This is a genomic window from Clostridium thailandense (assembly GCF_019207025.1).
GTDB lineage: Bacteria > Bacillota > Clostridia > Clostridiales > Clostridiaceae > Clostridium_AM > Clostridium_AM thailandense.
Map to the genome: position 1 here is coordinate 1 of NZ_JAEEGC010000032.1, position 24,253 is coordinate 24,253.

The window sequence follows — 24,253 nt, forward strand, 5'->3', positions numbered from 1 at the left end:
AATTTTTTATAGTGCCGAAGTCTGGTAACATATCTCGCAGAATAAGTCTACTTTCTGCCATACTTACCTAAGTGCGACAGCCCCTTTTTATATGAATAAAACCAGGATAAGTAATAGTAGATTAGAAACAATAAGAGATGGAGATTGAAATTAAATAAATGTTTTGCTAACATACTTATAGACTCAATTAAAACGCTTTATAATTTTAAGGAGGAAAAACATATGAAAATCAGTAATCTAAAGAAAAATTTAATGCTTCTTGCGGTGCTTGTATTATCATTATCAGTGTTTGGATGTTCAAAAGCTCCTGGCACAGATTCAAGTAATCAAAAAAATACGGCTAACTCTAATTATAAGAGCAAATATACTGGCAAGAAGCCTGTTTTAACAATTGAAATGGAAGATGGAGGAGTAATCAAGGCAGAGTTATATCCTGATATTGCTCCCCAAACCGTAGATAACTTTGTGGATTTAGTACAAAACAATTTTTATAATGGTTTAATATTCCACAGGGTAATTCCTGGGTTTATGATACAGGGAGGAGATCCGGAAGGAACTGGTGTTGGTGGATCAAAAAATACTATTCCTGGAGAGTTCGCAAGCAATGGCTTTAAGAATGATCTAAAACACACTAGAGGAGTTCTTTCAATGGCAAGGACTAAAGAACCAAATTCAGCAAGTTCTCAGTTTTTTATTATGGTAAAAGATTCTCCAAGCCTTGATGGAGACTATGCGGCCTTTGGAAAAGTTACTCAAGGTATGGAGGAAGTTGATAAAATAGTTAATGCAAAAAGAGATGCAAATGATAAGCCGTTAACACCTCAGAAAATGAAAAAAGTTACTGTAGAAATAAAATAATTATAGATATAATACTTAGTTTTGTACAAGAATAGACACCTTGAAGAAACAAAGTTCCAAAGTAAGAATCGGTTGAATATAATAATCCTATAGTGCATACACCTTTAAGTCATTTCTTTTGAGTAAGAAACAAGACAATAGGGAGGATATTATGTATAAAGTTAATAGTAACTACTTGAAGCTGCAAGGAAATTATTTGTTTTCAACTATAGGAAAGAAAGTCGCTAATTTTAAGGAGAATAATCCTGATAAGAAGGTTATTCTTTTGGGTATTGGTGATGTAACTCAACCATTAGCACCTGCTATTATAGATACATTGCATAATGCAGTTGATGAGATGGGACATATAGATACTTTCAAAGGATATGCACCAGATTTAGGCTATGAATTTCTGAGAAATGCTATTGCAATAGGTGACTATAGATCTCGTGGTGTTGATATTTCAATAGATGAGGTATTCGTAAGTGATGGGATAAATTGTGATGTAGGTAATATCCAGGAAATATTTAGTGTAGATAATAAAATTGCTATTTGTGATCCTGTATACCCTGTATATATTGACACAAATGTAATGGCTGGAAGAACGGGAACATATGATAAGACTATGCAAAGGTGGAACGGCGTCGTATATATGCCGTGTACTCCAGATAATAATTTTGTGCCGGAGCTTCCAAAGGAGACTCCAGATATTATCTATCTATGTTTCCCTAATAATCCAACAGGGACGACAATTACAAAAGATCAGCTTCAAGTTTGGGTTGACTATGCGAATAAGATAAAAGCAGTTATTATATATGATGCAGCCTATGAGGCATATATCTCAGAAGATAATGTACCTCATACAATTTATGAATGTGAAGGCGCAAAAAGCTGTGCCATTGAACTGAAAAGTTTTTCAAAGAGTGCTGGATTTACAGGGCTAAGACTTGGATATATGGTCGTTCCAAAGGATCTGAAATGCTTTAATGTTTCCTTAAATGCACTTTGGGCTAGGCGTCATGGAACCAAATACAACGGTGCACCCTATATAGTTCAAAGAGCAGGAGAAACTATTTATTCCAAGGTTGGAAGAGATCAAATAAAAAAGCAAATTGATTATTATAAGAACAATGCAAAAATAATTCTCAAAGGCTTGAGAGAAGCAGGTTATTCCGTGTATGGTGGTGTAAATGCGCCATATATATGGTTAAAGACACCAAATAACATGAACTCGTGGGAGTTTTTTTACTATTTATTAGAAAAAGCAAATGTTGTAGGTACACCGGGAAGTGGCTTTGGACCAATGGGAGAAGGATATTTTCGGCTTACGGCCTTTGGAACCTATGAAAATACAGTAGATGCTATTGAGAGAATTAAGAAATTATAGAATTGAAAGTACAATGGAGATAACTTTAATGGATAAATTATTATTTGGAATATCAGGCTTGCCAATAGGTAGTGGAATAAAAAAAATCAATTATGCTTCTGGAATTGATTATGTAAAATCAATAGGGTTGGATGCAATGGAACTTCTTTTTGTGAGGAATGTTAATGTTACAGATAAGAATAAAGATATAATATTGAAAACTAAATTAGATAATGATTTTTATCTATCAGCTCATGGTTCACATTATATAAATTTAAATGCAGATGAAGCTGAAAAGCAAGAACAGTCAATAAAAAGATTAATAAAAGCAGTGGAAGGACTATCAAAAGTTAAGGGAAAGAGTTTAATATTTCATCCTGGATTTTATTTAAAAGATTCAAAGGAGCAAGCATACAACACTATAAAAGAGAATTTGTTAAAGCTTCCACATGGAGAAGTAGATTTTAGACTTGAGACTACGGGAAAAGGTACTCAGTTTGGTACACTTGAGGAATTGGTTTCTCTTTGTAAGGAAGTGAAATCCTGTAAACTATGTATTGACTTTTCGCATATACATGCAAGAGGAAATGGTTGCTTAAAAGATTATAAAGATTTTGCTAAAATACTTCAATATGTGCTTAATGGACTTGGCAGGTCTGCTCTAGATGATATGCATATCCATATGGGCGGAATAAATTATAACGAAAAAGGAGAAAAACATCATCTTCCCCTATTAGAAAGTGATTTCAATTATATAGAATGCTTAAAAGCAATAAAAGATTTTAATATTAAAGGATGCGTAATTTTAGAAGGACCTCTTGTAGAAAAAGATGCATTATTGTTAAAGAATACTTACAAAAAATTATAAATGACTTACAAATAATTGACAAAATAGATGAATAGTAATACAATAAAAACGACCGATGGTCGTTTTTATTTTGACATTATAGTCAAGTTTATGAATAGGAGGAGATTAATTGCCAAAAATTTCGGATAAGAAATGGAATTTAAATAAAAAGAAGATTATAGATACAGCTTTTGAATTATTCTCGACTTATGGATATTCCCAAGTATCAGTAAATGATATTGTTAAGAAGGCTGATATTAGTAAAGGGGGATTTTACACCTATTTTAAGGGAAAACAAGATATATTCATTGAGATATTAAATTTATCAGACAATGAAAAAATGTATTTGGAATCCCAAACTACTAACTGTAAAAGTGCTGCTGAAAAGTTAAAAATATACATAACATGTAGATTAAATAATTTTATGTGTGAAGAAAATAGAAAATGGGTTAAATTTGCAATTGAATTTTGGACTACTGTTAAAAGAGATAGAGAAATCGATAATAAGAACAGTAAAAGATTCGAGGGGTATACAAAGGGCATAAAATCAATTATAGAAGATGGAATACAAAGTGGTGAGTTTAAGGCATCTATTGATAAGGAGTCAGTAGTTTATCTACTTATATCAATGATAGATGGAATGGGATTAATTTCTTCAGTAATGGAACAAGAATTGGATGAAAGAAAGATTGAAATGGTTGTCGATGTATTTATAAATTATTTGAAAGTTTGAGGGGGAGATATGATGATAAATTATAAAAGATGCTTGGAAGCAAGCTATGAAAGTATTTATAAAGCATTTAAACTAGGGTTTTCAGATTATGTAGTGCCAATGAATTTAGAGATAGAAGATTTTATTTCTCGTTTTTTTGGACCGGAAGGAAATTCATTAGAACATTCATTTATAGCCTTCGATGATGAACTTCCCATAGGTATTGTCCTTGGCGGGATTAGGATGTTTGATGGTTTAAAGACTATGAGATGTGGAACTCTTTGCATTGAACCAGATCATAGAGGAAAAGGAATTGCAAATAAGTTAATGAAACTTCACATTGAAGAGGCAAAACAGAAAAAATGTCATCGTATATTTCTTGAAGTGATTAAAACAAATGAGAGGGCGTTAAGATTTTACAAAAATATAGGATATAACTCCATGAATGATTTAAAATACTTCTCAATAAAAGTAGAAAATTTATCAATTAAGCCAAAAGAATATATAAAGTTTTACGAAGTGAGCTTTGACAAGATTGCAGATTATAGGAGCTATTTAAAAGACACTCACATTAATTGGCAAAGTGATATCCAGTGCTTTGAAAATAGTACAACTCATGCTTATTTAACAGCAATGGATAGCGGTAAAAATGCTGGATATATTGTAATGAGTAAAAAAGGGAAAATTGAACAACTTTATGTGGAGCATGAGTACAGATGCAGAGGTATAGCAACGAATCTCGTTGCGGCTGCTGCTGATAAAGTAAAAACTGAAAGTGTTAGTATTTGTCTACCAAATAACTCAATATTAGAGTGCTTTTTAATAAAATCTCATTTTTTTAAAGACAAAATAGAACAGTTTGAGATGTATAGGCCTCTGTAAAACAAAAGAAGTATATAAGGCAAGGAAAATACAGTATTTCCTTGCCTTATTCGAGTTTTTTTAAAATTCTAAACAACTAATTTTTTATTAATTAGTCCTGCTAATAAATTCTATAGCAAGATTTCTATAATCATTATAATTGGTGCCATATTTCTTTTCAATTGTGCTAAAGGATTGGTCGAAATCGGACATATTAGGGAAACTATCCTCTTGATAGATTATTGATTCAAAAAGTTTAGGCACATAGTTAAGATCTTCTCTAGGTTTAGTTTGTCTATTTTGTAAATTATTAAGTGTGCGTTTATGCATACCATTGTTTTTTATCATTTTATTAACAATTAGACCAAGCTCGTATAGGGTGTAAACAGGATTTAACAGCTTAATTTTTTTCTTTGATAACTCTATTTTATTAAGCATCTCAGGAATAGCATAGGTGGATAAGATATCAGGAAGCACTGGAATTACATAATAATTACTAATATAAAGACCGTTTAAAGTGATAAGATCTAGATTTGGTGGACAATCTATTAAAACATAATCGTACCTAGCAATTATACCTTTATTCAAATGCTTTGACAGTATAGGAATTGAGTATTTATTGAGCTCATGATTCTTTTCAAGCTCTGATAGCTTGTCGCCTATATTAATTAGATTAAGGCTGGAAGGCAGCAAATGTAGATTATTAGTATCACTGTCAATATTAGATGTTCTTTTCAATATAGAATCTTCAATATTAAAAGCTTTAGTGTTATTTAATTCATCCAAAAACATTTGATGAATAGTTTTGTTGTTCTCATTTGCTCTTTTCCAAGTGGCTTGCTTAATAAGCAGAATAGTAGCATTAGTCTGGGGATCTAAATCTATAACTAAAACCTTCTTATTAAACTCATAGGTTAGAAACTCAGCTAATGCAACTGTAGTTGTAGTTTTACCTACACCAATTTTTGAGTTAATAAAGCTTATAACTTTTCCCATAATATCTCCATTAAATTAATATTAAAATATTTATATTCCTTTAGAAAATAAATTATTCTTGTTAAAAAAGGTAAGTAATGAAACTTGCAGTATTCAGTAATTATATATAGGAGATTTAATAGATAGAAGCTTGGAAATATAATTAAAGAGCTAAAATACTAAAAAATTTACATGTTTTTTACACATATAAGGTTGATTATATTGTCATAAACTGATATTATGACAATATATGCTATAACTTGCATATATATCGAAAACATTTATATTAAAGTCTATTTGGAATAAGTTGGAGACAATGAAGAATTCTTGTAATTTGGGCACCTTAAGAATTTTGAGTCAGTGGTGCAACCGACCAACAGTTAGTATTGTAAAACTAACTGTTGGTTTTTTTATACCTGATGAGTGGGGTAAGCTTTAGCTGTAATGGCATTATCAATATAAATTTTAACTTATAAAAGAGATAGGGGGATATATAATGAAATTTCGTATTAGACTGTATATTGTTAGTATTTTAATTTTAAGCTTTTTTTTTACAGGATGCCTAAGTATGAAAGCTTCAACAGTCAATTTAGGTAAAAAAGCCAATATAGGTGTAGTTGTAGCTTCTTTCGATGATACCTGGATAACTTCCGTACGTAATCAACTTTATAGTATGGCTAACGATAAAGTGAATGTTGACATATGGAGTGCTGATAACTCCGAGCAGACACAAAATCAAAAAATTGACCTTTTAATTAGCCGTAAAGTTGATGTGCTAGCTATTAACCTAGTTGAAAAATCATCAGCAGCAGCAATTATAAAAAAAGCACAAAAAGCCAATATACCAATTATATTTTTTAACATTGAGCCTTCAGCAGAAGATTTAAAATTATGGGATAAAGTCTACTATGTAGGTGCTAAAGGTGAACAATCGGGAGAAATGCAAGGAGAAATACTTTCTAATTATTTTAAAAGTCATCCTACGAAAGATGGAATTATTCATTATGTAATGTTGAAAGGTCCAGATAGTCATCAAGATGCCATATCACGTTCAAAATATTCTATTGAAGCAATCAAAGCTTCTGGATTTAAGGTAGAAAAGCTTTCAGAGGAGATAGCTGAATGGAATCGTGAAAAAGCGGATGGAAAAATGAAAAATATCCTTGAAACTCAAGGGGATAAGATTGATTGTGTTATTGCTAATAATGATGATATGGCCTTAGGCGCTATAGATGCACTAAAAGATAAAGGGTATTTTATGAATGGTAAGTATATTCCTGTTGTAGGTGTTGATGCTACAAGTGCTGCGCTTGGATGTATTAAAACAGGAACCCTTCTAGGTACTGTGTTTAATGATGCTTCAAGTCAAGGAAAAGCTATATTCAATCTTGCCAATGTTCTTGCAAACAGTAAATCGCCAAATAAAGAAAGTGTTGGATATGCAATTACGGATAATAAATATATATGGATTGACTATAAAGTAATCCTTAAAGAAAATGTTAATGACGTAAATTAAAGGACTGAAGGGGGAGTTAATTTGTTTAAAAATGCTAAAATAAGAACTAAAATTTTAATAGGATTTGGTATTATATTGTTTCTAATGTTTGTTACCACAATTAGTTCTTACTATAATCTCAATCATATAGAAACTGCTGAAAATATAATAATAGATGATTTAGTTCCAATAAATAATATAATTAAAGAAATTAACATTGAAGTAATTAATGAGGAGACTGGGGTACGTGGATATATTGCCAGTAATGGTGATGAGAAATATTTAGATTCTTATAGTGCAAGCAAAAACAATATAGATAAAAAGATCAAAGAGCTACAAAAATACTATGGTGCTTCTCAAGAATTAAAAATCATTATAGATAATGAGGAGATTCCTAATATAGGGGTTATTAATAAATATTTTGCCTCACAAATTGAACTTATAAAATCAGGCAAAATTGAAACAGCTAGGGATAGATTGAGTGTTGGTAAAGGCAATATGGATGCCTTTAAGCATGTTCAAGATAAGGTTAATAATGAAGTTAGCAAACTTCTTGATGAAGCAGTGAAAAGCAGTCAGAGAGCTAATTTTCAATCTAAAGCTGTGCTAACTAGTACTTTTATAATCAGCACTATAATTGGTATATTCATTGCTATGTTTTACTCATATATGATGGCTGGTCAGTTGAAAAAGAGCATTGAGTCTTTAGAAGAAATTGCTATAGGCAATTTAGTCATTGAACCTATAAAAGTAGATTCAAAAGATGAATTTGGACAATTAGGTGATGCAATTAACCATATGCAAAATTCTTTAAAAGAAATAATTACTACTATAACCAGTGAAACTAATAGTGTTAATGATGCTTTAAATATATCCAATGAAAATATATTGGATCTTACAATTAAGTTAGAAGATATTTCTGCTACTGCAGAACAATTGTCTGCTGGAATGCAGGAAACCTCTGCACTAACAGAAGAAATAAATTCTTCTTCTATTGATTTAAAAAAGGTAGTAAATTCCATTGCAAACAAGGCTCAAGAAGGAGCAGTATCAGCTGAAGAAATCAGTAAAAAAGCTATGAACTTGAAAAATAGTTCTATAACACTTGAGACAGATGCAAATAAAACTCAAATGGATATTAAAAAAGTCATGGATGAAGCATTAGAAAAAGTAAAAGAAGTAGAGAAAATAAAAATATTAGCAAATTCTATTGAAGAAATATCCTCGCAAACTAATTTGATTGCTCTTAATGCTTCAATAGAATCAGCTAGAGCTGGAGAGCAGGGAAAAGGATTTGCAGTGGTAGCAGAGGAGATAAGAAAGCTTGCTGAAAATTCAAGTGATACAGTTAAAGAAATACAAGAAACTATCAATGAGGTATTTGTAGCTGTGGAAAATCTTTCGAATGCTTCAAAAATCACATTAGATTACATTGAAACAAAAGTAGTTAAGAGTTATAAGGAATCGGTATTAGTAGGAGAAAATTATAATAAGGATGCAGATTATGTTAATGGCTTAGTAGCAGATTTGAGCTCTACATCAGAAGAGCTTTTAGCCTCTATAAGTACTGTAGCTGAGGCAATAGAGGAAATTTCTAAGGCTAATGCTGAAGGTGCACAGGGAACTAATGATATTGCTGATAGGGTTTTAAAAATAAAAGATAGGACAAATGTAGTAAAACTTGAAGCAGGGTATGTAAGTGAGAGTGCAGAGAATTTAAAAAAAATAGTTTTAAAATTTAAGGTATAGCATTTTGCTATACCTTTTATATATATTTTGCTTGAATACCTTTTCATTGAACAAAATATCTGATAATGTTAATTTAGAAAATAAAATTTATTGTTATCAATAATAGAATAACAAGGAGGTATCTGTATGGGTGAAAAGTTAACTAAAATTGATATCATTACATCTCCAAGTAAATTTGAAGAACTAAAGGATGCATTAGGGGAAATTGGAATTGCAGGAATGACTGTTTCCAATGTATTAGGCTGTGGAATGCAAATGGGCCATAAGGAATATTATCGTGGAACAGCTGTAGATATTAATTTACTACAAAAGATAAAGATAGAAATTGTAGTTTGTGAAGTACCTGTAGAAACGGTGGTGGAAACTGCAAAAAAGATATTGCATACAGGTAAAAGCGGTGATGGAAAGATATTTATTTATGATGTTGCTAATGTTATTCGAATAAGTAATGGAGCAGAAGGAAGAGAGGCTCTGCAGTATAAAAAATAAACTTAAACTAAGGCTTCTGGTAAAAAGTTTTTATTATTTGTTTTAATTATACTGCATTAAAGATAGACATATTGAAATTTTCATAGGAATTTGGTATTATATACAAGACAGTTCGTGAGCCTCCTGTCTATAAACAAAACTATGGCATCTAAATTTTTAAAGAATTTTTTCAATAATAAGCAGACTGTCAAAGGTGGCGTCTGCTTTTTTGTATGCCTATATATTCAGTATGACTTTACTTCTTATACTCAGGGTGTGCTCAGAGAATTTAATTTTTAAATTCAATGGAGGTATATTATGAATAGACTTTTTACGACAAAAAACTTAGCTAAAACGGCTATGATTTCAGCTGTTTATGGAGTAGTTACTTGGGCACTTTCCTTCGTAAGCTATGGTCCAATTCAGTTCAGAGTAACAGAAGTTATGGTTTTATTAGCTTTTATTGATTATGCTTATATACCAGGATTAGTTCTTGGATGTGTGATAGCAAATCTTTTTAGTCCTTTTGGTATTGTAGATATCGTCTTTGGAAGTCTGGCAACTTTTATAGCTGTGATTTTAATAAGCAAAACTAAAAATCTACTGCTGGCAACTATATGGCCAACAATAACTAATGGAATAATCGTTGGTTTAGAACTATATTATATGGTACATACTCCTTTTTTAATAAACTTTGGAGAAGTTGCTTTAGGGGAATTTGTTGTAGTTACTTGCATCGGATACCCTATGTTTAAATTTATATTAAAAAACAAAGCATTAACTAATATCTTAAAGATGAATTAAAAACTAAGGTGCTGTTGCATTTATAAAAAACTATATAAAAAAATAGAATTATATGTAGAGAGAGATTACCAAAGCTGAAGTCACATATAAAAAATTTTTATAGTGCCGAAGATTGGAAAACTTTCTCGGAGCATAATTCTATTTTCAGTGGTACTTGCCTAAATGCAACAGACTCTTTATTTTTTAACTCTAAAATCTGTTTACTCTATTCTAGATTTTAAAGTATCAGCCATAGAAATTCTATTTATTTTTCTTCTACTTAATAGCTTTGATAGCTCATAGGTCAAATATATTATAATAAAACCAATTAAAACATAAATGTAATTTACAGTCACTGGAAAGGATACACTCATGTCTTTAGTTATTGAATTAAATAGTACATGCATAGATGCAAGAAGTAGTGGTATCCCAAGAATATAGCCTATTATAACTATATATGCGGAACTATTTAGAATTAGGGAATAAACCTCCTTGTTTCTGTAGCCTAAGACCTTCATAAGGGATATGTTATCCTTATTCTCTTCTATTGTTAGAGAGGTAACAACATATATTACTATGAGTCCAATTACAAAGGACATAAATGCTACGCCTCCTATAACAGCCTGTAGTGGTTTTGTCATTGTGTTAAAGGCAGTTCTCATATCATCAACTGTTACAGTAGCTAGTAATTTGTTTTCTGGAATGTCTAATCTTTCTGTACTCCACAGTCCCATATAACTATTTTTAGGGAAGTTCAGCATGTCATTAAGTTTATCAAGAGGTATATAAATATATTCGCCTACATAAGTTTCTGCTATGTTATCAACTGTTATGCTGTATACTTTTGAGTCAAGCCTGTTAACAGCATGAATAGTATCTTTTGGGTTTATATTAAGTTTATCAGCTAAAGGTCTTGTTATAATAACTTTATCTGACTTTATCACATTGTAAGCTTTGTCTTTAAAGGAAATATACTTAGAATCAGGACTTACACCGTATACCGTAAAAGTGAGCTTGCTATTCAATTCTAGTGCAAAGGGTATTTCAGAGAAAGCTTCACCTTTTTCAGGTTTACCCTTTTGAACGGAGTTAAATACATATTGATAATTATATTTAAAGGCTTCACTAAAGGAATCCTTCATTAGAGAATCCAAGGAACTCTTTGCCATAAAGCCCATTAAAAGCAGCATAGTTGCCATAATAACACCAAGTAAAAGAAATGCACTTCTTGGTATACTCCTAAGCAATTCTCTTATTTTAAACTTAGTATTGAAGCTCAACTTATCAAGCTTTATATTTCTTTCTATAAAACCAACCGTGTCTCTTTCGTTTGTGCCTCTCATAAGCGCAACAGGTGAGGCTTTAAGTGATTTATTTACGATAAAATAACTGCAGATAATCAAAAATGCAATAGGAAGCAAAATGCTCATTATCAAATAATTTATGTTAAAACTTAAAGAACCTACAGGTATATTAAAATAGGACACATAATATGCAATCATAGGTTTTAAGGTTAAGATTCCAAGTATAGTTCCAAATACGCCACCTATTAATGAGATGACTAAAGGATATAAAAGATAATGTTTTATAATTTCTCTTTTTCTATAACCCAGTGCGTAAAGAGTTCCTATAATAGAGGCCTCTTTTTTTAACATTCTTAGCATTACTATACCTGTTAGAATACAGGTAAGAATAAGTATGCTTACGGGCATAGATGAACTCATCGTATCGATTCCTGAAAGCTTTGCAGTCATATAGCTTACTCTGGGGTTATCAGTTACATTCATCCAGCTGAGAATAATAACATTCTTGCTTTTTAAGGAATCCTTAAGCTCAGATATTTTTTTGTCTAAACTATTTCTATCGCCGTTAAATCTTATAGAGTAAGAGATATTTCCTCTATTTAAACTGTTAAAGTCATTTTTTTCTATTACTGCAATACCAAAACTATTTGGGTCATTTAAAATATCTGATTCTGATTTTAACGGATATATATAGTTTGGCAGAGACATAAGTCCAGAAATGATAAAGTTTTTATTATATATTTTTATTCTGTCACCAATATTTAATTTATTAGCTTTTGCATAGGAGGGATCAATAAGAATACCGCCGCCACTTAGATCCTTACCTTTAATTATTGCAGGTAGGTTAACCTTAGTATTTTCTCTAAAAATTCTCAGAGTCTTATTTTCTGATATGGAATAATCAAAGGATTTCGTCTCTTCTAGGCCCATATTAAACTTTAATTCTAAAGCTGGGATATTATCTAATATTCTATCAGTCATAAAGACTGCATCTTCTTGCTTATAGTCTCTTTCAAAAGAAGTGAGCAATCTTGATAAATTGACAGAAACTAAATTAAACATTGTAAAAAGAAGACAGCTAAAGATAATAAGCAATAGAGAACCAAGGTATTGAGATTTACTCTCTAGAATGGTTCTTTTAATTTTTCTATTTATAATCATTACCACTCAATCCTTTCTGCAAGTGTGATCTCCTTATTAATTAAACTTTCTATGATTTCTCCACTTCTTACCCTATAAATTCTGTTTGCCATAGCACTTATTGCATTGTTATGGGTTATCATAAGTATAGTTGATCCAAAATCTTTATTGATTTTTTGAAGAAGTTTTAATATCTCTCTGGAGGTGGAAAAATCAAGTGCACCAGTGGGCTCATCACATAATAAAAGCTTTGGATTTTTAACTACTGCTCTTGCAATAGAAATTCTTTGCTGCTCTCCGCCGCTTAATTCTCTAGGGAACCTATATTTTTTATCAAACATGTTTACAGCTTTTAAAACTTCATCAGTATTAAGCGGAGAACTGCTTATGTTCGAGACAACTTCTATGTTTTCGCCTGCAGTTAAATTAGGTATTAAGTTGTAAAATTGGAATATGAAGCCTATATTTTCTCTTCTATAGTCTGTTAGTTCAGTATCGTTTAATTTAGTAATATCAATGTTATCTACTAAAACAATACCGGAATCACTTTTGTCAATTCCACCTATAATATTAAGAAGTGTGGACTTGCCGGAGCCAGAAGGGCCAAGTATAATTCCAATTTCACCTTTATCTAAATTCATCCATATACCTTTTAGAACTTCTGTAGTTACTTCTTCTGTTTTATAACTTTTCTTTAAATTATCTATTTTTAAGAACATCTCTTTAATTCCTTTCATTATTTCATTTTTATTAGTTTAATCATAGGATGAAGTTTTATTCTACAATGAAATTTCATAGACATAAAATTAATAATTTATTTATAACACCACATTGTTCAAATAAATTCTATGGTGTTTTTTACGTTGCATTTCCAGGAATTTACGAGCTATAATATTTTAGGAAGGGTTGTCGTCATACTATATCTAGTTGTACAAGTTAAATGCAGGCAGCATTTCTCTATAAGCGTAACAGTCCGGCTATTTATAAAATACATAAAGGAAAGAAGGTAATATTAATGTCAATTAGTATGATTGATATAAATAGAGCTGAATATTTAAGAAAATATATTAAAAAGTGCATAGATGAAAAGGTGCTTCCAGGAGCTTGTTTTGGAATAATAACAAGACAAGAAAGCGAGATTTATGCAGAAGGACATTCAGAGTTGATTCCAACAAAAAAATTAACCAATGCGGAAGTAATTTATGATTTAGCTTCCTTAAGTAAAGTTATTTCTACTACTACTATTATTTTAAAATTAATAGAAGATGGACAAATTACTTTGTTTACAAATGTTTGTGATATTCTTCCTGATTTTAAGTATAAAGACATTACAATATATAATTTGTTAACACATACCTCTGGACTGCCTGCTGATATATATGATTATGAAGAATTGTGTGGAAGCAAGCAGGATATGCTAAAAAAAATATTTTCTACTGAGCTTGAACATGAAATTGGTAAAAAAGTAGAGTACTCAGATATAGGATTTATTTTATTAGGACTTATTATAGAGAAGGTGGCAGGTCCTATGGATGTATATTTTAATGACAATATAGCTAAGCCATTAGATATGCGGGATACTTGCTATAATCCTAAGGAAAACTTAATTAGCAGGTGCGCACCTACCGAATGTACGGATTTAAGAGGATGTATTAAGGGAACTGTTCATGATGAAAAATCATATATTCTTGGAGGGGTAAGTGGTAATGCAGGACTATTTTCTACTATAAAAGATTTAGGTAGGTTTTGTAAAATGATGCTTAATAAGGGCAGCTTTCATGGTAAAAGAATCCTCAGTGAAAGTTCTATAAAGATGATATTGGAATATAACACTGAAGGGCTTAATGAGAAAAGGGGATTAGGATGGCATATTAAAGATAAATTTGACCACACTAGCAGTATAGGAGATTTGGCATCAAAAAGTACTATTTATCATACTGGATTCACAGGGACATCCATGTTTATAGATTTTGAAAATCAGTTTGCTTTTATATTGCTTACAAACAGGGTTCACCCTTCTAGAGACAATATGAAACTTATAGAACTTAGGAAGAATATAAACAATATTGCTGAAACTGCAATTTTTAAAGAAATATAGGCTGTAATAAGAAATTAGATAAACACAGCAACTGAAAAAGTGTCAATTTTTTAAAAATCATCCCTTTAGAATCAGAGTTTCTGCATTATGATCATGGATTAACATGGTAAAAAAAGTTATAATTACATTATGTGGATATGAATGGGGGATAAAGATGAAAAGAAAATTTTTAATTGGAATACTTTTTAGTGTTTTTCTACTGTGTGCATCTAATGTAAAAGCAGCAAGTTTCACAGATAATCAGACGGTGGATGCCAATAAAACATGGACAATTAAGTTTAATTATGAAATTGAATTGGATGATTTAACTAAGCAGGGGATAAGTGTAATTAGTAGAAAAGGTGATACAATAAACGTTGATGTAAAATTGGGACAAGACAGAAAATCCATTATAATAACGGCTCCAGAAGGCGGATATAAAGTAGGAGAAGAATACACGGTGACTGTTGGAAACAGAGTACATTCTAGCAGTGGAAATGGATTAAAGGATGAATGCAATATACATTTTAATATTAAAAGAAAACCTAATAGTGGCGGTATAGTAACTTTCAAGGATAAGAACTTAGAAGAAGCAATAAGAGATGATATAAATAAGCCAAGTGGAGATGTTTATAAAAGTGATATTGAAGACATAACTGAATTAGATGCAAAATATCACGAAATTCAAGATATTAGTGGAATAGAAAAATTAACTAATTTACAGAAGCTTAATTTACTTGAAAATCAAATTAGTAGTATAGATTCATTAAAAAACTTAACTAATTTAAAGCAGCTTACTTTAGGTAACAATAAAATTAGTAACATAAGCGTTTTGAAAAATTTAGTTAATTTACAAACACTTGATTTAGGTGAATATTATGACAGTTGTAATCAAATTAGTAATATAGATGTATTAAAAAGTTTAACTAATTTACAGGAACTTAATTTAAGTGGCAATCAACTTAAAGATATAAGTGCGTTAAAAAACTTGATTAATTTACAATCTATTGATTTAAGCTACAATGAAATAAGTGATATAAGTGCGTTGAAAAGCTTAACTAATTTAAAAGTACTTAATTTAGCTAACAATAAAATAATTGACATAAGTGCATTAAATAACTTAACTAATTTACAAGAACTTAATTTAGGTTATGTTCCATGGGAAGGTATTCCAGCACCTGTTTCAAAAGAAAATTATAACGAAATTAGTAATATAAGTTCGATAGGAAATTTAATCAATTTACAAAAGCTTAATTTAGGTTACACTAAAGTAAAGGATATAGGAGTTTTAAATAAACTAAGCAATTTGCAAACTCTTGATTTAAGTAACAACCAAATTAATAATATAAGTGATATAATAAATGCATTAAAGGATTTACCTAATTTGAAAAGTATTAATTTTAATAATAACGGAATTATCAATATAGGTGAATTGAATAAACTAACTAATTTACAAACACTTAATTTAAATGATAATCAAATTAGTAATATTAGTGACTTAAAGGATTTAACTAATTTACAAAGCCTTGATTTAAGTAACAATCAAATAAGTGATGTAAGTGTATTGGAAAATTTGACTAACTTGCAATGGCTTACTTTATTTCAGAATCCAGTAAGTGATGCGGATATACAAGCTTTAAAAACAGCTTTACCTAGATGCGAAATTGATGAGATGTTAGTTAAGAAACCCAATATATATTTATATCCAGAGAAAACAGAAGAATTATTAGTACAGGTTACACCTAAAGGTAAGATAACTAAATCAATTCCAGAATATAATGGAGGGTGGAAAGTAACAGTCGACCCAAGTGGAAAAATTGATAATACCTATGATTTTTTATTTTATGAAGCTTCAATTAATCATCAATTTACTTTAGATAAAGGTTGGATTGTAAACAAAGGTAGTTTTAATGAAGAAATGAACAGCATATTGACTTCTATAGGTTTAAATTCAAAGGAGAAGGCAGATTTTATTGAATACTGGTCAAAAGAGTTGAACTGGAAAACTGATAGATATGCAGCCTATTACATTGATCCTAAAGAAATAAACGAGGCAATTAAGCTGAATTTATCCAAAGAACCAACCTCAATTTTAAGAGTTTACTTTTACTTTGTACCTCTTAAGGATAACGAGAACCTGCAAATTAAAAAACCCGAAATAAAAGAGTTTGAACGTAATGGATTTACTGTTATAGAATGGGGCGGTATTGGCAAATAAACGTATTTTAGCTGTTTATTGCAGCACTTTTGTTTAAACAAAGCCAAACTCAAATAAGCCGGTTAGGAGATTCTTAAGGATACCAACCGGCTTTTTATAATTAGTAATAAGTAGTTAATCAAACTTTATCCAACTAGGAAACAGGGGTGTCATTTCTCATAATAAATATAAAGATAGGTCCCATAAATGGAAGTATAATACTTATTGCCAACCATATAGCTGCTTGACTAGGTCTATAGAGTTTAAATAGTTTAAAAACTGAAATTAAGAACAATACAAAGTAAACAATGCTAAAGATCCATCCAATTAAAGGAATAGGATTAAGTAATATTGATAAAAGGCATCCTATGGGCAATACCAACTCAAGCTTTAGAATTTCGTAAGAATCAATTTTAATAATTTTTATTATACTACCTAAAATATACAGATTGGCTATCGGTATCCAGGCGATCCAAGGATTACTGATATGCTGGTTTATTGCTAACTTATAAAGACCTATAGAAGAAAGCACATATAGTGCTATGGATAGAATAAGTGTTATGAGTGCAAAAATGCCACCTAAAGCTAGAAGTGTAAATACGGAATCATGACTCATTTTCGTGATACCCCTCCATTTTATTATTTTAATTACTATAATTCCATATTATTATTATTTGGACAAAAAGGTTACTAAAAAATGGTTATAATTATTTTTTATTTTTAAAATTAAATAGGGGCTGTCGCAATAAGATATCCAAACCAAGCACTTAACTCATACGCAGAGAGGTATTTACATTCTGAAAGTCACATTAAATACGTTAGACTTATCAAAAGTATTTATTGTGATGGAAGAATGTAAATATCTCCTGGAGTATGAGTTAAGTGTCTGCCTTAGATGTTATTGCGACAGCCCCATTAAAAAATATTTATTTTAGCTCACCCATCATTTGATTAGCTTCATTTTTAAGTGTAGTAACATCATTATCAGGAGCATCTTTTGTATTATACCAGCCTTTTTGTTTCATAGCGTCAAATATCTTAAATTGAACATCTTGAACATTATTAAAGTTAGTAACTAATGTATTTCTAAGATTTTGGCAAGAAGTTTCAGTTATTCCTGTGCTGTAGGATGATACAACTTGTTTTTCGCTTGTAAGTAAATCTTGCATTAGGTCTTTTTCTTTCATTATAAGTACCTCCAATTAATTTTATAATTACTGTATTTTAATGTAATAAGATTAATTTAAGCTATAAATCTAATTAATTTTTTAAAGATTATGCTTATTGATGAGAATCTAAGTATGACTTAAGTGAATTAAAGTTTTGTTTGTGAATCGAAGCTGCTTGAGTACATAAATTCTTTAAATTAGAATCAGTACACATTCCAGAATACTCGTTAATTTTTTTGTTCATTAATGATTCATGATTTAATTGGTCTTCAATTACTTTTAGATTGTTGGCTTCAATTTGTTTACTTTGCATAAGTTTTTTGCCTCCTTGTTTTCTTTGAGTTTTATACAGAACTATTATTAGCAAAAGTAGTATGGACTATGATTGTAAAATAATGGAAATTAAATTGAATATGTATTCATTAAGAGACATATAACAATAGTATTTTACACAATATGGTGTAACTTGTTGACAGTGCCAATTTTTAGTGATAAACTGAATATATAAAAATTTCAGAAAACGGTTTAACGGTTATTTGATATTTTAACTAAAAATTTAATATTTTTGTCACTCTGAAGCGAAGGTGTCCTGAGATAAAGAGCGGGCAGTAAAAAGTAATATTCTGCAGTTTTTGCATTATTTAAATATTATGACCGCATTTAAGCTCCTCCCAAACTTGGGAGGAGCTTTTTTACATAGGGAAAAAGTACCAGATGTATAGTCGAACACGACAGCTATTTAACTTATCTATTAATATGGGACTATTACAAATGAAATTTTATGGGGGGTTTTAAAAGTGCTAAAGATAGCCATATACGGCAAAGGTGGAATTGGGAAGTCTACAATTACTAGTAATTTGTCGGCAGCCTTTGCTACACTTGGGAAAAAAGTTATTCAGATAGGATGTGATCCTAAAGCAGACTCAAGCATAAATTTGCTAGGAGGGCAATCATTAATGCCTGTAATGAATTATATGAGGGAATTTGATGCGGATCCAGAAAAAATTGAGGATATTTCAAAAGTAGGCTTTGGGGGAGTTCTTTGCATAGAGGCAGGTGGTCCTACACCTGGTCTTGGGTGTGCGGGAAGAGGTATTATTACTACTTTTAATCTATTAGAAGATTTAAATCTTTTTGAAATCTATAAACCTGATATTGTGCTTTATGATGTATTAGGAGATGTGGTTTGTGGTGGATTTGCAGCACCTATCCGTGAAGGATATGCTGAAAAAGTACTAATTGTCACTTCAGGCGAAAAAATGGCTCTTTACGCAGCCAATAATATAAATAGCGCGGTTAAGAATTTTGAAGATAGAAGTTATGCAAAGGTGTTTGGCATAGTATTCAATCATAGAAACATTGAAAATGAAGAAGAAAAAGTAAAAGAATTTGCAGATAAGGTTGGTCTTCCGATTGTAGGTGATATTCCAAGAAATCAAGACATTAATCATTTTGAAGAAATGGGGAAAACAGTTATCGAAGGAGATCCAGACCTTCCTATAAGCCAGAGTTTTTTAAATTTAGCTAAATTATTGATTAAAGATGGGGGAATGAAATGAAAAAAGAGGCATATTATATTACGGTAGAAAATTTAGTTGCAGCAGGTAAAGATAACATACCTGCAGAGCTTGTTTCCAATACACATTTGATTTACAGTTCACCAGCAACTCTTGCCTTTAATTCACCTGGAGCTAAAGGCTTTGGGGTTAAGCGTGCAGCTCTTGCAATACCAGGATCAATTATGCTTTTAGTGGCTCCGGGATGCTGTGGCAGGAATACAGCAGCCTTAAGTGTAAGTGAATATGATGATAGAATTTTTTACTTGATGATGGATGAGACAGATATCGTTACTGGAGCTCATTTGAAAAATATTCCACAGGCAGTGGAAGAGATTTGTCAGTGCACGCAGAGTAAGCCATCGGTGGTTATGATTTGTCTTACATGTGTTGACGCACTACTTGGAACAGACATGGAGAGGGTTTGCAGAAAGGCTATGGAGAAGATAGATATTCCTGTTCTTCCATGCTATATGTATGCATTAACAAGAGAAGGGCGTAAGCCTCCTATGGTACATGTAAGGCAGTCTATTTATTCGCTTCTTGAACCTATGGAAAAAAATCAGGATACAGTTAACATACTGGGGTATTTTGCTCCGCTTATAGAAGACTCTGAATTGTATGATCTATTACACCACATTGGCATTAAGAAAATAAATGAAATCTCCCGATGTAGAGATTTTGATGAATATATGCACATGGCGGAGGCAAATTTTAATCTTGTTTTAAATCCAGAAGCAAGATTTGCAGCAGAGGATATTATGAAACGTTTGAATATTCCATCTGCAGAGCTTACAAGACTATATCAGATAGATAAAATACAGAATCAATATCGAATTTTTACTAGTGCTCTTGGTGCAAGCTTTGAGGACCAAGAATATTATGAGGAAGCGAAAAAGTCGGTAGATGAATTGAAAGCTGTTTATCCAAATATAACCTTTTCAGTAGGGGAGACAATGAATGCTAATTCTTTTGAACTGTCCCTGGCACTTTTAAGATATGGCTTCAAGGTAGCTGAAATATATAAAGATCCTACTTATGAGGATTTTGTTTATATCAGAAAAATTGCTGAATTGAGTCCTGAGACTAAGATTTATTCTAATCTTGAACCTACAATGCTTTATTATGACTGCAGTGAAGAAAAGATTGATATAACCATTGGCAAGGATGCAGAGTATTACCATCCTGACAGCACTAATGTACCTTGGAACGAGGATATTCAGCCCTTTGGGTATGCTGGTGTAAAAAAATTATTTAAGGAATTGAAACATTCATTGGATTGTTCAGATAAGGAGGCATAGATGAAAGGGTTAAGAAAATATATATCACCTTTTGCGCCAGACATGTCTGGTGCGGCATCCGTTCTTTATAAATTGGGTGGAATTATAGTTATCTGTGATGCAGGAGGATGTGCTGGTAACGTATGTGGCTTTGATGAGCCTAGATGGGCTACAGAAAAAAGTACCATTTTCAGTGCTGGTCTTCGTGATATGGATGCTATACTGGGCCGTGACGACAGGCTTGTGGCAAAACTTGCAGATGCCGCTAAAAAAGTGGAAGCCAAATTTGCAGCAGTTATAGGAACTCCGGTACCGGCAGTTATTGCTACTGATTATAATGCAATAAAGAAAATGACAGAAAAAAAGCTCCAGATACCTGTTCTTACAATAGAAACTACAGGTATGGATTTATACGATGTGGGAGCTGAGGAAGCTTATCTTAAAATGTTTAAGACCTTTGCAAAGGAGAGTCTTGCAGTAGAGAAAGAAACTATTGGTGTAATTGGAGCAATTCCACTTGATATGAGTGATTTAAAGGCAGCAGATAAAATAGAAGCAGCACTAAAGAAAGAAGGCTTCAAAAATGTTTACTGCTACGGAATGGGAGTAGATTTATCAAAGGTAGAAGCTGCCGGAAGTGCTTCAAAAAATATAGTAGTGTCGCCTGCAGGAGTGAAGGCAGCGCAGTATTTAAAAGAAAGATTCGGGACACCTTATGAGGTTAAATATCCTCTGGCTTACGATATATTACAGGATGAAATAAAAGAAGGATTTAAAATTTTTGAAGGCAAAAAAGTTTTAATAATACATCAGCAGGTCATAGCCAATTCTATCAGAGATGAAATAAATGGAAAGGTTAATTCAGATGTAACAGTTGCTTCTTGGTTTATGCTAAAGGACGAGTTAAAAGAAGATCAGGATGTTTCTCTTAGAGAAGAGGATCAGTTTGTGCAACTTATCGAGCAAGGAAATTATGATGTAATTGTAGGTGATAATATATTGAAACGTGCAATACCTAACTTTAAGGGAAAATATGTGGATTCACCACATTTCGCAGTTTCAGGAAAGATGTGATATATGCAATGAAAGAGTATAAAGCTTTGATAATTAGAGTTTATGGTATCGTTCAAGGAGTTGGTTTCAGGCCCACAGTAAGCCGGCATGCAGATAAAAACTGTATACTTGGAAGTGTGTGTAACAAGGGACCTTACGTAGAAATATGGGCGCAAGGCAGTAAAAGTGAATTAGAAGGCTTTCTGTATGATTTAGAGCATAATCCTCCAAAGCGTTCATCTATACTAAAGATTGATGTGCATGAAGTGGAAGAGTCAGAAAAATTTCAGGGCTTTGAAATTATTGAAAGTGAACATGAACAAGGTGAGATTTTTGTATCTCCAGACATTGGCATTTGTCCAGAATGTACAAAAGAACTTTTTGATAAGAAGGACAGACGATATCTTCATCCCTTTATAAACTGTACGTGCTGTGGGCCAAGACTTACTATTTTAGATTCTATGCCTTACGACCGTGTACGTACCAGCATGGGAGAATTTCCAATGTGCCCAGAGTGTGAATATGAATACACTCATGCAGAAACACGAAGATATGATGCGCAGCCGGTATGCTGTAATGAGTGTGGACCAGAGGTTTATATAATTGGAAGAGATGAACGAGGCAGGGACGCAATTACTTACACAAGACAAGTAATCCATGATGGAGGAATTGTAGCTATAAAGGGAATTGGAGGTTTCCATCTTTGTTGTGACGCCACAAGTAAGGAAGCTGTGCAGCGACTTAGAACCTTAAAGACCAGGCCGGCAAAACCCTTTGCAGTTATGATGAAGGATATGGAAACTATAGAACGTGAATGTGAAATTACAGAAGTTCAGGAAGAAGTACTTAATGGACATCAGAAACCAATCATACTTCTGAAGAGAAAGTTAAGTGGAAGGGTGTGTGGTGCCGTGGCACCGGATAATCCAAAGGTGGGAGTAATGCTTCCCTATGCGCCTCTTCAACTGCTCATATTTACCTATGATGATGATATAGTAATGCCAGATTGTTTGGTTATGACAAGCGGTAATACATCTGGGGCACCAATATGCAGAGATGACAATGATGCGATAACAGAGTTATCAAAGCTGTGTGATGTTATATTATCACATAATCGAATGATTCGTATTCGAGCAGATGATTCAGTTATGGATTTCTTTGAAGAAAAACCTTATATGATAAGGCGCTCCAGAGGATATGCACCGCTGCCTTTTATGATTTCAAGTGGATTTAAAGGAGAAGTGCTGGCCGTTGGCGGTGAACTTAAAAACACTTTTTGTTTAGGTAAAAATGATTTGTTTTATCAGTCACCATATATTGGTGACATGGAAGATTTAAGAACAGTAAAGGCTTTGAAGGAGTCCATTACTAGACTTGAAACTCTTCTTGAGACCACGCCAACCATTGTAGCTTGTGATATGCATCCAAAGTATAATACCACGTATGTTGCACAGGAAATAGGAATTCCTGTTCTACAAATTCAACATCATTATGCTCATATTCTATCCTGTATGGCTGAGAATGATTATTCAAAGCCGGTTATAGGAGTTTCCTTTGACGGAACAGGATATGGAACGGACGGAACCATTTGGGGCGGTGAGTTATTAAAAGCTGATTATGATGGTTTTGAAAGATTGGGCAGCATAAAACCATTTCTCCAAATTGGCGGCGACTTGTCAGCTAAAGAGGGCTGGAGAATTGCAGTATCCATGATCTATGACATATACAAAGACAAAACAAAGGCAGCAGAAATTATAAAAATGCTTAAGTTATGTGATGAGAAGAGCTGTAATGTTCAGTTTATGATGGCTGACAACAAAATAAACAGCATAACATCTACAAGTGCTGGACGTTTGTTTGATGCTGTAAGTGCTATCTTAAATATTAGAAAACAATCATCTTTTGAAGGTGAAGCTTCTATGACTCTTGAGTTTGCAGCAGAAGCTTATGAAGAAGAATATAGAGTTTCTAATGGTGAGGGTAAGAGTTCTGAGTTAGATAGTATTGAATTGCAAGAGCTTGCTTATGAAAATTCAGATGGACAGTTAATTTTAGCAACAGATGTCTTAGTAAAGAAAATTGTAGAGGAAACATTAGCTGGAAGAGATGCAGGGATGCTTGCTTACTTTTTTCATGAAAAATTGGCAGAAATGATTACAGCTATGTGTAAGCGTGCTTCAGAAAAAAGTGGAATCAATACCATAGCCTTAAGCGGTGGAGTATATCAGAACCAGTTATTATTAAAAATGAGCATAGAACGTTTGAGAAAAATGGGCTTTAAGGTTTTAACCCATAGTTTATTGCCGCCAAATGATGGTGGAATCGCACTAGGGCAGGCAGTAGCAGCAATGAAATATATAAATAAGTTTAAGGAAGGAGAATAG

The 24,253-nt window shown here is 32.0% G+C and carries 21 protein-coding genes and 1 riboswitch; of the genes, 15 read left to right on the top strand and 6 right to left on the bottom strand.

What is annotated here, in order from left to right; genetic code table 11:
- Nucleotides 1-396 precede the first annotated feature (396 nt).
- From I6U48_RS07295 to I6U48_RS07315, 5 genes are all read left to right on the top strand, one after another.
- A complete protein-coding gene (locus tag I6U48_RS07295; protein ID WP_246615235.1) occupies nucleotides 397-858 on the top strand; it encodes a peptidylprolyl isomerase in 462 nt (153 codons plus the stop codon).
- 151 nt (nucleotides 859-1,009) lie between these two features.
- Nucleotides 1,010-2,224: an LL-diaminopimelate aminotransferase gene (locus tag I6U48_RS07300; RefSeq protein ID WP_218319761.1), complete on the top strand. Its 1,215-nt coding sequence runs from the start codon at nucleotides 1,010-1,012 to the stop codon at nucleotides 2,222-2,224.
- A gap of 28 nt (nucleotides 2,225-2,252) precedes the next feature.
- Nucleotides 2,253-3,071 (top strand): TIM barrel protein, encoded by an 819-nt coding sequence (locus I6U48_RS07305; protein ID WP_218319762.1) that lies wholly within the window; start codon nucleotides 2,253-2,255, stop codon nucleotides 3,069-3,071.
- 109 nt (nucleotides 3,072-3,180) lie between these two features.
- Nucleotides 3,181-3,783, top strand: coding sequence for a TetR/AcrR family transcriptional regulator (locus I6U48_RS07310; RefSeq protein ID WP_218319763.1), 603 nt, complete (start codon nucleotides 3,181-3,183; stop codon nucleotides 3,781-3,783).
- A 12-nt stretch (nucleotides 3,784-3,795) separates the two neighbouring features.
- Nucleotides 3,796-4,644 (top strand): GNAT family N-acetyltransferase, encoded by an 849-nt coding sequence (locus I6U48_RS07315; protein WP_218319764.1) that lies wholly within the window; start codon nucleotides 3,796-3,798, stop codon nucleotides 4,642-4,644.
- Nucleotides 4,645-4,731: 87 nt separating this feature from the next.
- On the opposite strand, the gene I6U48_RS07320 is transcribed toward I6U48_RS07315, so the two are convergent.
- Nucleotides 4,732-5,619, bottom strand: coding sequence for a ParA family protein (locus I6U48_RS07320; protein WP_218319765.1), 888 nt, complete (start codon nucleotides 5,617-5,619; stop codon nucleotides 4,732-4,734).
- Between the two features lie 279 nt (nucleotides 5,620-5,898).
- Nucleotides 5,899-5,982: riboswitch (cyclic di-GMP riboswitch) on the top strand.
- 112 nt (nucleotides 5,983-6,094) lie between these two features.
- Here I6U48_RS07320 and I6U48_RS07325 point away from each other — a divergent pair.
- From I6U48_RS07325 to I6U48_RS07340, 4 genes are all read left to right on the top strand, one after another.
- Nucleotides 6,095-7,114, top strand: coding sequence for a galactose ABC transporter substrate-binding protein (locus I6U48_RS07325; RefSeq protein ID WP_218319766.1), 1,020 nt, complete (start codon nucleotides 6,095-6,097; stop codon nucleotides 7,112-7,114).
- A gap of 21 nt (nucleotides 7,115-7,135) precedes the next feature.
- Nucleotides 7,136-8,842 carry a methyl-accepting chemotaxis protein gene (locus tag I6U48_RS07330; protein ID WP_218319767.1) on the top strand — a complete coding sequence of 569 codons (1,707 nt, stop codon included), beginning with the start codon at nucleotides 7,136-7,138 and terminating at the stop codon, nucleotides 8,840-8,842.
- 126 nt (nucleotides 8,843-8,968) lie between these two features.
- Nucleotides 8,969-9,331: a P-II family nitrogen regulator gene (locus I6U48_RS07335; RefSeq protein ID WP_218319768.1), complete on the top strand. Its 363-nt coding sequence runs from the start codon at nucleotides 8,969-8,971 to the stop codon at nucleotides 9,329-9,331.
- A 297-nt stretch (nucleotides 9,332-9,628) separates the two neighbouring features.
- On the top strand, nucleotides 9,629-10,114 hold the full coding sequence (locus I6U48_RS07340) for a QueT transporter family protein (protein ID WP_218319769.1): 486 nt from the start codon (nucleotides 9,629-9,631) through the stop codon (nucleotides 10,112-10,114).
- A gap of 200 nt (nucleotides 10,115-10,314) precedes the next feature.
- Here the strand turns inward: I6U48_RS07340 and I6U48_RS07345 are convergent, their stop codons facing one another.
- Both I6U48_RS07345 and I6U48_RS07350 read right to left on the bottom strand, forming a co-directional pair.
- On the bottom strand, nucleotides 10,315-12,558 hold the full coding sequence (locus I6U48_RS07345) for an ABC transporter permease (protein WP_218319770.1): 2,244 nt from the start codon (nucleotides 12,556-12,558) through the stop codon (nucleotides 10,315-10,317).
- Nucleotides 12,558-13,256: an ABC transporter ATP-binding protein gene (locus I6U48_RS07350; protein ID WP_218319771.1), complete on the bottom strand. Its 699-nt coding sequence runs from the start codon at nucleotides 13,254-13,256 to the stop codon at nucleotides 12,558-12,560. Before I6U48_RS07350 ends, I6U48_RS07345 begins: the two co-directional genes overlap by 1 nt.
- Before the next feature lie 296 nt (nucleotides 13,257-13,552).
- Between I6U48_RS07350 and I6U48_RS07355 the strand changes: the two genes are divergently transcribed.
- Nucleotides 13,553-14,635 (top strand): serine hydrolase domain-containing protein, encoded by a 1,083-nt coding sequence (locus tag I6U48_RS07355; RefSeq protein WP_218319772.1) that lies wholly within the window; start codon nucleotides 13,553-13,555, stop codon nucleotides 14,633-14,635.
- Nucleotides 14,636-14,789: 154 nt separating this feature from the next.
- Entirely contained in the window at nucleotides 14,790-16,832 is a 2,043-nt protein-coding gene (locus tag I6U48_RS07360; protein ID WP_218319773.1) for a leucine-rich repeat domain-containing protein, read from the top strand.
- 133 nt (nucleotides 16,833-16,965) lie between these two features.
- Here I6U48_RS07360 and I6U48_RS07365 read toward each other — a convergent pair whose 3' ends face one another.
- The 3 genes from I6U48_RS07365 to I6U48_RS07375 form a co-directional block, all read right to left on the bottom strand.
- Nucleotides 16,966-17,427, bottom strand: coding sequence for a hypothetical protein (locus I6U48_RS07365; RefSeq protein WP_218319774.1), 462 nt, complete (start codon nucleotides 17,425-17,427; stop codon nucleotides 16,966-16,968).
- A gap of 310 nt (nucleotides 17,428-17,737) precedes the next feature.
- On the bottom strand, nucleotides 17,738-17,998 hold the full coding sequence (locus tag I6U48_RS07370) for a spore coat protein (RefSeq protein ID WP_218319775.1): 261 nt from the start codon (nucleotides 17,996-17,998) through the stop codon (nucleotides 17,738-17,740).
- A 94-nt stretch (nucleotides 17,999-18,092) separates the two neighbouring features.
- Complete coding sequence (locus I6U48_RS07375; RefSeq protein ID WP_218319776.1) at nucleotides 18,093-18,293, bottom strand: hypothetical protein; 201 nt, start codon at nucleotides 18,291-18,293, stop codon at nucleotides 18,093-18,095.
- A gap of 484 nt (nucleotides 18,294-18,777) precedes the next feature.
- On the opposite strand from I6U48_RS07375, the gene I6U48_RS07380 reads away from it, so the two are divergent.
- Genes I6U48_RS07380 through hypF form a run of 4 tightly spaced genes read left to right on the top strand, consistent with a single transcriptional unit; the run spans nucleotide 18,778 to nucleotide 24,253 of the window.
- Nucleotides 18,778-19,539, top strand: coding sequence for a nucleotide-binding protein (locus tag I6U48_RS07380; protein ID WP_218319777.1), 762 nt, complete (start codon nucleotides 18,778-18,780; stop codon nucleotides 19,537-19,539).
- A complete protein-coding gene (locus I6U48_RS07385) occupies nucleotides 19,536-20,837 on the top strand; it encodes a nitrogenase component 1 (RefSeq protein WP_218319778.1) in 1,302 nt (433 codons plus the stop codon). Before I6U48_RS07380 ends, I6U48_RS07385 begins: the two co-directional genes overlap by 4 nt.
- Nucleotides 20,838-21,890: a nitrogenase component 1 gene (locus tag I6U48_RS07390; RefSeq protein WP_218319779.1), complete on the top strand. Its 1,053-nt coding sequence runs from the start codon at nucleotides 20,838-20,840 to the stop codon at nucleotides 21,888-21,890.
- 8 nt (nucleotides 21,891-21,898) lie between these two features.
- On the top strand, nucleotides 21,899-24,253 hold the full coding sequence (gene hypF / locus I6U48_RS07395; protein WP_218319780.1) for a carbamoyltransferase HypF: 2,355 nt from the start codon (nucleotides 21,899-21,901) through the stop codon (nucleotides 24,251-24,253).